Consider the following 9,720-nt stretch of genomic DNA (forward strand, 5'->3'; position numbering starts at 1 on the left):
GTGACCATGGCTGATCCCCGTTTCATCCACCTGAGGGTGCATTCCGACTTCTCCATGGTCGACGGCCTGCAGAAGATCGGTCCCATCGTCTCCGCAGCCGCCGCCAACAACATGCCGGCCCTGGCCCTGACGGACCAGATGAACATGTGCGGCCTGGTGCGCTTCTACGGCTCTGCCCACGGCAAGGGGATCAAGCCCCTGGTCGGGGCGGATTTCTGGGTGCAGAGCGACGAGCTTGGGGACGAGCAGTTTCGCCTCACCCTGCTCGCCATGGACAACGACGGCTACCAGAACATCACCCTGCTCATCTCCCGCGGCTATCAGCGCGGCCATGTGCAGGGGCGCCCCGTCATCGACAAGGCCTGGCTTGGCGAACATGCCAAGGGGGTGATCGTCCTCTCCGGCGGGCGCGAGGGGGATGTGGGCAAGTTCCTGCTCAAGGGCAACCGCCAGATGGTGGAGCATTGCCTCGCCTTCTACCAGACCCACTTCCCGGATGCCTACTACCTGGAGCTGCTGCGTACCGGCCGCCCGGACGAGGAGGTCTACCTCCACATGGCGGTGGCCATTGCCACCGAGTTCGAACTGCCGGTGGTTGCCACCAACGAGGTGGTGTTCCTCACCGCCGATGACTTCGATGCCCACGAGATCCGGGTCGCCATCCACGACGGCTATACCCTGATGGACAAGCGCCGACCGCGCCGCTACAGCCCCCAGCAGTACCTGCGCAGTCAGGAGGAGATGGCGGAGCTGTTTGCCGACATCCCGGAAGCCCTGGAAAACACGGTGGAGATCGCCAAGCGCTGCAACGTGACGGTGCGCCTTGGCGAGTATTTCCTGCCCAACTTCCCCACCGGCGACATGACCACCGAAGACTTCCTGGTCATGAAGTCGAAGGAAGGGCTGGAGGAGCGGCTGGCCTTCCTGTTCCCGGATCCGGCGGTGCGGGCCGAGCGTCGTCCCGAGTATGACGAGCGTCTCGACATCGAGCTCAAAGTGATCAACCAGATGGGCTTCCCGGGTTACTTCCTCATCGTGATGGAGTTTATCCAGTGGTCCAAGGACAACGGCATCCCCGTCGGTCCGGGCCGGGGCTCGGGGGCGGGGTCGCTGGTGGCCTATGCCCTCAAGATCACCGACCTGGATCCGCTGGAATTTGACCTGCTGTTCGAACGTTTCCTGAACCCCGAGCGGGTCTCCATGCCCGACTTCGACGTCGACTTCTGCATGGACAGGCGCGACGAGGTGATCGATCACGTCTCCGAGATGTACGGCCGGGAGGCGGTATCCCAGATCATCACCTTCGGCAGCATGGCGGCCAAGGCGGTGGTGCGGGACGTCGGCCGTGTGCTGGGCCACGCCTACGGTTTTGTGGATCGCATCTCCAAGCTGATCCCGCCGGATCCGGGCATGACCCTGGCCAAGGCGTTCGAAGCCGAGCCCAAGTTGCCGGAGCTCTACGAGCAAGACGAGGAGGTCAAGGACCTCATCGACATGGCCCGCCGCCTGGAAGGGGTGGTGCGCAACGCCGGCAAGCACGCCGGTGGCGTGGTGATCGCGCCTACCAAGATCACCGACTTCGCGCCGCTCTATTGCGACGACGAGGGGCATCATCCGGTCACCCAGTTCGACAAGAACGACGTGGAGTACGCGGGCCTGGTGAAGTTCGACTTCCTGGGTCTGCGAACGCTCACCATCATCGACTGGGCCCTTGGCATGATAAACCCCCGTCTTGCCAAAGAGGGCAAGCCGCCGGTCGACATCGCCGCCATCCCCATCGACGACAAGAAGTCGTTCGCCCTCTTGCAGCGCTTCGAGACCACGGCGGTGTTCCAGCTCGAATCCCGCGGCATGAAGGACCTCATCAAGCGGCTGCAGCCCGACTGCTTCGAAGACATGATCGCGCTGGTGGCCCTGTTCCGCCCGGGCCCGCTCCAGTCGGGCATGGTGGACAACTTCATCGAGCGCAAACACGGCAAGGAGGCCATCTCCTACCCGGACGAGAAGTGGCAGCACGAAAGCCTCAAACCCATACTCGAGCCCACCTACGGCATCATCCTCTACCAGGAGCAGGTGATGCAGATCGCCCAGACCCTGGCGGGGTATACCCTGGGTGGCGCGGACATGCTGCGCCGGGCCATGGGCAAGAAAAAACCCGAAGAGATGGCCAAGCAGCGGGCGGGCTTCGAGGAGGGGGCGGTCAAGAACGGCGTCGACGGCGAACTGGCGATGAAGATCTTCGATCTGGTGGAGAAGTTTGCGGGCTACGGCTTCAACAAGTCCCACTCCGCTGCCTATGCGCTGGTCTCCTACCAGACCCTCTGGCTCAAGACCCACTTCCCGGCGGAGTTCATGGCGGCGGTGATGACCGCGGACATGGACAACACCGACAAGATAGTGACCCTGGTGGACGAGTGTCAGCGCATGGGGCTGACCGTGATCCCGCCGGACGTCAACACCGGCCGCTACCGCTTCAGCGTCAACGAGGACGGCCACATCGTCTACGGCATCGGCGCGGTGAAGGGAGTAGGGGAAGGGCCCATCGAGGCGATCCTGGAGGCGCGGGATCGGGACGGTCCATTCCGCGACCTGTTCGATTTCTGCAACCGGGTCGACATCAAGAAGCTCAACAAACGGGTGATGGAGAAGCTCATCCTCTCCGGCGCCATGGACAGGCTCGGCCCCCACCGCGCCGCCCTGATGGCGACCCTGGAGGAGGCGATGCGCGCCGCCGAGCAGCACGCCAAGGCCCAGGCGGTGGGGCAGGTCGATATGTTCGGCGTGCTCACGGAGGAGATCGACGACGTCAAGAAGGCGTTCGCCAACGTGCCGCACTGGCCTGACAAGGTGTGGCTGGAAGGGGAACGCGAGACCCTCGGGCTCTACCTCACCGGTCACCCCATCAACCAGTACAGCAGCGAGCTGCGGCGCTACACCTCGGGTCGGTTGTGCGATCTGCATCCCACCTCCCGGGATACGGTGACCACGGCGGCGGGGTTGGTGATCGCGGCGCGCAGCATGGTGACCAAGCGCGGCAACAAGATGGGGATCTTCACCCTGGACGACAGATCCGGCCGTCTGGATGTGACCCTGTTCAGTGAAGCGCTGGAAAAATACGAAGAATTGATGCAAAAAGACCGTATTTTAGTGGTTTCTGGACAGGTCAGCTTTGATGACTTCTCCGGTGGCCTTAAAATGTCGGCCCGCGAGTTGCTGGATATCAACGATGCGAGGGAGCGTTTTGCCAGGGCAATCCGCATCTCCCTCGATGAACAACGCATTGACGAGCGCTTTTTCCCGCGTTTGTGCGAGATTTTGGAGCCCGCCCGTGCCGGAGTCTGTCCGGTTCAGGTAAACTATCGTCGCCCCGGTTCCCGGGTGCGATTGACGCTCGGTACCGAGTGGCGGGTGACGCCCACCGATCAACTGATAGATGACTTGCGAGTCCTGCTTGGACGAGAGCGGGTTGAATTGGTTTTTGATTAGAGGATCTATTGTCCCTATGAGTCTTTTTCTGGATTTTGAACAGCCGATCGCCGAGTTGCAGGCACAGATCGATGAACTGCGCCATGTGAGCGAGCACAACAGTGCCGTGGATCTCAGCGAAGACATTCGCCGGCTGGAGAAGAAAAACGAAGAGCTGACCAAGAAGATCTTCGGCGATCTGGGGGCCTGGCAGGTATCCCAGATGGCACGTCATCCCCAGCGCCCCTACACCCTCGACTACATCGAGCAGATCTTCACCGATTTCGACGAGCTGGCCGGGGATCGCGCCTATGCCGATGACAAGGCCATCGTCGGCGGCATCGCCCGTCTCGACGGCGAGCCCGTGATGATCATCGGTCACCAGAAGGGTCGCGAGACCAAGGAGAAGATCAAGCGCAACTTCGGCATGCCGCGCCCGGAAGGGTACCGCAAGGCCCTGCGCCTGATGGAGATGGCCGAGCGCTTCAAGATGCCGATCATCACCTTCATCGACACCCCGGGTGCCTACCCCGGCGTCGGTGCCGAGGAGCGTGGCCAGTCCGAAGCCATCGCCCGCAACCTGAAAGTCATGGCCGGCCTGACCGTGCCGGTTGTCTGCACCGTGATCGGTGAAGGCGGCTCCGGCGGCGCTCTCGCCATCGGCGTGGGCGATCGGGTCAACATGTTGCAGTACTCCACCTACTCCGTCATCTCCCCGGAAGGGTGCGCCTCCATCCTGTGGAAGAGCGCCGAGAAGGCCTCGGTGGCGGCGGATGCCATGGGCATCACCGCCCAGCGCCTGAAGGAGCTGAAGCTCATCGACAACATCGTCGAGGAGCCCCTCGGCGGTGCCCACCGCGACGTGGAGAAGATGGCCAAGCACCTGAAAGCACGCATCAAGCAGGATCTGGATGCCCTGCGCCCCCTCGACAGCGAGCAACTGCTGGAGCAGCGCTACCAGCGTCTGCTGGGTTACGGCTACTGCTGATCTGCCGCTTCCAATAAAAAGTCCCCGCATGCGGGCAATGCTGTTCACTTAAGAGAATTTGAGTTCCAGTCCACGTAGTATCAGGGCTAAAAAATGAGGGAGGCATGATGCCTCCCTCTTTCTATTGCAAGCCACGCTGGATAAAGGCTGAAGGAACATCGACTGGAAACAGCCTTGCTCCCCCAACTCAAGTCGCATTTATGAATAATTAGTCAAAAATGTGCTTATCTGAACAGCATTGCCCGCATGCGGGGACTTTTTTTATGGGCGACGTTTGTGGGGGGACGCCGGGCGGGCCTCAGGGGGCGGTCAGCGCCCGTTGCATGGGGACGGAAGCACGCCCTCCGGCAGGGCTCAGGGCCCGCCACTCCCGCCACAGCAGCCAGCACAGGGGGGGCGTCAGCAGCAGCACGGTGGCGGGCTGTGCCATCAAGACCCCGTCGCGCCCCCACCAGAGGGGCAGCAGGAAGATGAGGGGCAGCAGCAGCACCGTCTTGGCCACAGAGATGACGAGGGCCTGGCGGGTGCGGGCCATGGCCTGCAACAGCACGATGCCGAACATGACGATCCCCTCCAGGGGCAGGGCAGCGAGGTTGAGGGTCAGGCTGCTGATGGCGGCGGCGAGCAGCTCTGCGTCCTGATCCCCGGTGTAGAGCATGGCGACCGGCTGCGGCAGCAGCTGGACAATCAGCCAGACCCCCAGGCCATAGACCAGGGTGATCTTGAGCCCCATCGCCATCAGGAACTGGAGGTCGCGATGGCGCCCGGCCCCGGCTGCCTGGCTCACCAGGGGCTGGATGCCAAACGCCAGTCCCTGCAGGATGACGATGAAGACCGCCTCCGTGTACCCCGCCACGGTGAAGCCCGCCAGATCCTTGACCGTGCCGTGCACCATCAGCTGGCTGTTGTGCAGCAGCAACAGCAGCCCCAGATTGAACTGGGCGATGAGGCTCGGCAGCCCGGTGAAGAGCAGGCCGGGCATGGCCGGGAAGCGGGGCACCAGCTGGCGCCAGGTCAGCCGCAACCGGGCGTGGCGGGTGAAGAAGTACCCCAGGCCGAGCAGGCTGACCATGGCCTCCGAGAGGAGGGTGGCCTGGGCCGTGCCGGTGAGGCCGAGCCCGAGCCGGCCCACCATGATGTAGTTGAGCAGGATGTTGAGGAGGGCGCCGCCGCTCACCAGTACCATGGCGAGGCGAGGGCGGCCGTCGTTGCGAAGCAGGTAGGGCACCGCCAGGTTGCTGGCGAGCAGCAGGGTGCCACCGCCAATCCAGGTGAGGTAGTCGCTGGCCTGCTGCCAGGTGTCGGTGCCGGGGGCCATTCCCAAGGCCTGCAGGATATCGGTGTGCCAGTGGTGCAGCAGCAGCGGCGCTACCGTGCCCAGGATCAGCAGCAGCCAGAGGGCGCTGACCAGAGCCTGGCGGGCCAGAGCGAGGTTCCTGGCGCCCTGCTGGAAGGAGATGGCGGTGGCGGCCCCCATGGCGATCATGGCGGCGAGGCCGATGAGCACCATGATGACCGGATAGACCAGGTTGATGCCGGCAAGGCCGGCGGCCCCCACGTAGTGGCCGACGAAGATGCCGTCCACCAGGTAGTAGGCGCCGGAGACCAGCATGGCCATGACGGAGGGGAGGGCATAGCCCCAGAAACGGCGGGCCATGGCCCGTTGACGCAGGCGGAAGTAGGCGGACATATCTGTACTCGGGAAAAGGGCCGGAATCGAGCAGACAGTCTAGTTTCTTATGGTTTAATTGATAATCAGGCTTTCATTTGATGAATTGCTGAATGTATTTCATCAATCAGCGGATCCTGTGATACTCCTTCAGCATGTCGATCAGGGCTCGCAGCCCTTGCCCCAGCTGGTGCCGGCCCGGATAGAAGAGGTTGAACCCGGCAAAGCTGGGGCTCCAGTCATCCAGCACGCTCACCAGCCGCCCCGATGCCAGGGCGTCGAACACCTCCCCTTCGTGGCAGTAGGCGAGCCCGAGCCCCGCCTCGGCCGCCCCCAGGTAGAGCGCGGGCGTGCTGGTGGTGAGCGGGCCCGTCACTTCGATCTCCAGCAGTTCCCCCTCGGCGGCAAAGGCCCAGCGATAGTGGTGATGGGGCGTGAGCCGATAACCGATGCAGTCGTGCTGGCGCAGATCCGAGGGGTGGCGAGGGGTGCCACGCCGTGCCAGATAGTCGGGGGAGCCCACCACCAGATAGCGCTGCTGCGGGCCCAGGGGAACCGAGATCATCTCCTGGGGCAGCAGGTCGCCGTAGAAGAGGGCGGCGTCGTAGCCATCCTCGATGAGGCGGGGCATCAGCTCCAGCTCCTCCACCTCCACCTGCATGCGCGGGTAGCGCACCAGATAGTCGATGAGCACCGGGGCCAGCACCTCCTGGATGGCGGCTCGGGGGGCACAGAGCCTGAGCCTGCCCACGGGTTCGCCCGCGTGGCGCGTCAGCTCCGCCAGTGCCGTCTCCAGTTGCCCCAGGGTCGGCAGTACCTGGGCCAGCAGCCGTTCGCCCGCCTCGGTCGGCACCACGGCCCGGGTGCTGCGATTGAGCAGCCTGACGGCCAGGCGACTCTCCAGCCCTTTGAGGGCATGACTCAGGGCCGAGGCGGAGACCCCGAGCTCGAGGGCGGCCTTGCTGAAACTGCGGTGACGGGCGACGGCGGCAAACACGGCCAGCTCGGCGAGATCGGTGCGGGAGAGGGTCATGGTCGGTACGCAGAAAAGGGGCGGACACAAAGGGTACGCCATGGGGCGACGGGAGACAATCGGGGGGCAATGAGGGGATTGTGACAAAATTGTTGCGCGTTTCAAGGGTGAGGTGGATCACATCAAAAAGTTTATATGTTAAAAAAAAATCGCAATATGGCGATTCAAGTGTGATCTGAAGCGACGGAAAGGCGATTCCAATCAAACTTTGGTTGATTAATTCAAAAAAACGCTGTGATTAATAGGGCCTTTTAACTAGAGTCATCTCATCGGATGAGGTGAGCGTTATCCCGTTGTTAACGAGCGAGCACGATCCCCTCTGTATTACGACTCCCCGCCCGTGTTTGTTGCAATCAGGTTGCCACAGGGAGTGGCGGCCGGATGGCCGGGGCGGAGGAACAAACAGGACGAATAGCTGGAGTTCCAGGGAAAGGAACCGGGCCCAGGCCCACTGACAAGTTAAGATCCCACTTTCCTTGATGACAGGAACACCCCTATGTCTGACATGAACATTGCAGTTGAAGGCAGCTTGAGCAAAGCCTCCTCCCGTGGCATCAACAAGGCCGACGTGGTCTGGATGCTGGGTCTGTACGGTACCGCCATCGGCGCCGGTGTCCTCTTCCTGCCGATCAATGCCGGTGTCGGTGGCCTGTGGCCGCTGGTCGCCATGCTGATCCTGGCCCTGCCGCTGACCTTCTTCGCCCACCGTGGCCTGACCCGCTTCGTGCTGTCCGGCTCCACCCGTGACGGCGACATCACCGAGGTGGTGGAAGAGCACTTCGGCAAGACCGCAGGCAAGTTCATCACCCTGCTCTACTTCTTCGCCATCTACCCCATCCTGCTGATGTACTCCGTGGCCATTACCAACACCGTCGAGAGCCTGATGGTGCACCAGCTGGGCATGACGGCACCTCCCCGTGCCATCCTCTCCCTGGTGCTGATCCTGGGTCTGATGGCGATCGTTCGCCTGGGCGGCCAGGTCATCGTCAAGGCGATGAGCGTGCTGGTCTTCCCGTTCGTGGTCACCCTGATGGGCCTGGCGCTCTACCTGATCCCGCACTGGAACGGTGCCATCATCACCGAAGCCCCTGCGCTGGGTGAGGCCTTCAACGGCGACTTCATCAAGACCCTGTGGCTGGCCATCCCGGTGATGGTGTTCTCCTTCAACCACTCCCCGATCATCTCCTCCTTCGCGGTGGACAACAAAGGCCGCTACGGCGCCAACGCCGAGAAGAAGTGCAGCAACATCCTGCTGGGCGCCCACGTCATGATGGTGATGACGGTAATGTTCTTCGTGTTCAGCTGCGTGCTGAGCCTCTCCCCGGCTGACCTGGCGGCGGCCAAGGAGCAGAACATCTCCATCCTCTCCTACCTGGCCAACCACTTCGACAACCCGGTGATCGCCACCGTGGCACCGCTCATCGCCATGGTTGCCATCAGCAAGTCCTTCCTGGGTCACTACCTGGGTGCGCAAGAGGGCATGAACGGCCTGATGGCCAAGTCCCTGCGCGAGAAGGGCAAGAACGTCGACGTCAAGCAGCTGAACAAGGTGACCGCGGTCTTCATGATCCTGACCACCTGGGCCGTGGCCACCATCAACCCGAGCATCCTCGGCATGATTGAAGATCTGGGCGGCCCCATCATCGCCATGCTGCTCTTCCTGATGCCGATGTACGCCATCGCCAAGGTGCCGGCCATGCGCAAATATGCCGGCAACCTCAGCAACGGCTTCGTCACCCTCATCGGCCTCATCGCCATGTCCGGCATCATCTACAAGCTGATTGCCTGATGACAGCGTTCATCCCTGTGAGAAAGCCGCCCCCCGGGGCGGTTTTTTTAGGTTCATCGCGGCTTTCCGGGGAAGGCCGCCTTGATTTTCAGAAAAAAGTATTCTGAGTCCCTAAATCCATATGCCATACGCTTTCCTGATTACCCATGACCCTCAGCCAGCTTCAAGAGCCGATATGGCATCGGAGGGCTTGCCACGACTGCATGCCCCAATTCAACCAACATGCTCTTGAGGTCAAAACGATGATTAAACCGGAAGCAGTATTCCGCAAGATGCCTTGGTAAATGCTTCGCTCCGAGCGTATGGCAACTGCCCCGCAGCGAGTTTTTCACATTTCCTATCATCGTGTTTACCCAGTTGAATGCCGGATGATCCAGCCAGTCCAGGTTGCCCCCGGTGACAACACCCAGGTGCTCACAATTGGCCTCCTTGACCGCTTTGAAACAGGCCAATCCATCGGATATCACCGCGCTACCACTGGCAATATGCCGTTTTGCCCAATCAGCAACGGACTTGGTTTTGAAACCATCGACCACCGTCATCCGCATCTTGATTGGATGTCCTTCCTTGTTCAGGGCCACTGCTGCCACAAACGGCGTCTTGCCTGCCGCGCCCCGACCCCGTTTGCCGCCACGGCGCTCGCCACCCCAGTAGACATCATCGAGCTGAATGATGCCGCTGATGGGCTGCTTGTCATCGGACTCTTTCATGGCTTGCAGCAGCTTGTGCTTGAGCATCCAGGCGGTGTCATATTTGACGCCCAACTGGCGCTTTAG

Annotated in this window: 6 protein-coding genes; 3 read left to right on the plus strand and 3 right to left on the minus strand. The window is 62.0% G+C overall.

Annotated features, from left to right (window positions below):
• Nucleotides 1-6 precede the first annotated feature (6 nt).
• Entirely contained in the window at nt 7-3,486 is a 3,480-nt protein-coding gene (gene dnaE / locus MUW49_RS19295; protein WP_041211337.1) for a DNA polymerase III subunit alpha, read from the plus strand.
• 16 nt (nt 3,487-3,502) lie between these two features.
• Entirely contained in the window at nt 3,503-4,453 is a 951-nt protein-coding gene (accA, locus tag MUW49_RS19300; RefSeq protein ID WP_010673419.1) for an acetyl-CoA carboxylase carboxyl transferase subunit alpha, read from the plus strand.
• A 298-nt stretch (nt 4,454-4,751) separates the two neighbouring features.
• Here the strand turns inward: accA and MUW49_RS19305 are convergent, their stop codons facing one another.
• Nucleotides 4,752-6,143 (minus strand): MATE family efflux transporter, encoded by a 1,392-nt coding sequence (locus tag MUW49_RS19305; protein WP_113977720.1) that lies wholly within the window; start codon nt 6,141-6,143, stop codon nt 4,752-4,754.
• A 106-nt stretch (nt 6,144-6,249) separates the two neighbouring features.
• Nucleotides 6,250-7,155: a LysR family transcriptional regulator gene (locus MUW49_RS19310; protein ID WP_102949239.1), complete on the minus strand. Its 906-nt coding sequence runs from the start codon at nt 7,153-7,155 to the stop codon at nt 6,250-6,252.
• 496 nt (nt 7,156-7,651) lie between these two features.
• Here MUW49_RS19310 and MUW49_RS19315 point away from each other — a divergent pair, with 496 nt between their 5' ends.
• Nucleotides 7,652-8,944: an HAAAP family serine/threonine permease gene (locus tag MUW49_RS19315; protein ID WP_049636279.1), complete on the plus strand. Its 1,293-nt coding sequence runs from the start codon at nt 7,652-7,654 to the stop codon at nt 8,942-8,944.
• A gap of 140 nt (nt 8,945-9,084) precedes the next feature.
• Here the strand turns inward: MUW49_RS19315 and MUW49_RS19320 are convergent.
• Nucleotides 9,085-9,720: IS1595-like element ISKpn3 family transposase (locus MUW49_RS19320; protein ID WP_244813096.1), on the minus strand; the 636-nt coding region annotated here is incomplete at its 5' end.

The sequence above is a fragment of the Aeromonas sp. LsrichE-8G genome, from assembly GCF_022869435.1.
In the GTDB taxonomy this organism is placed as follows: Bacteria; Pseudomonadota; Gammaproteobacteria; order Enterobacterales; family Aeromonadaceae; genus Aeromonas; species Aeromonas caviae.

What these genes read in the sequence shown, in the direction of transcription:
- dnaE (WP_041211337.1), top strand. Translation starts at nt 7, where the DNA reads ATGGCTGATCCCCGTTTCATCCACCTGAGGGTGCATTCCGACTTCTCC.
- accA (WP_010673419.1), top strand. Translation starts at nt 3,503, where the DNA reads ATGAGTCTTTTTCTGGATTTTGAACAGCCGATCGCCGAGTTGCAGGCA.
- MUW49_RS19305 (WP_113977720.1), bottom strand. Translation starts at nt 6,143, where the DNA reads ATGTCCGCCTACTTCCGCCTGCGTCAACGGGCCATGGCCCGCCGTTTC.
- MUW49_RS19310 (WP_102949239.1), bottom strand. Translation starts at nt 7,155, where the DNA reads ATGACCCTCTCCCGCACCGATCTCGCCGAGCTGGCCGTGTTTGCCGCC.
- MUW49_RS19315 (WP_049636279.1), top strand. Translation starts at nt 7,652, where the DNA reads ATGTCTGACATGAACATTGCAGTTGAAGGCAGCTTGAGCAAAGCCTCC.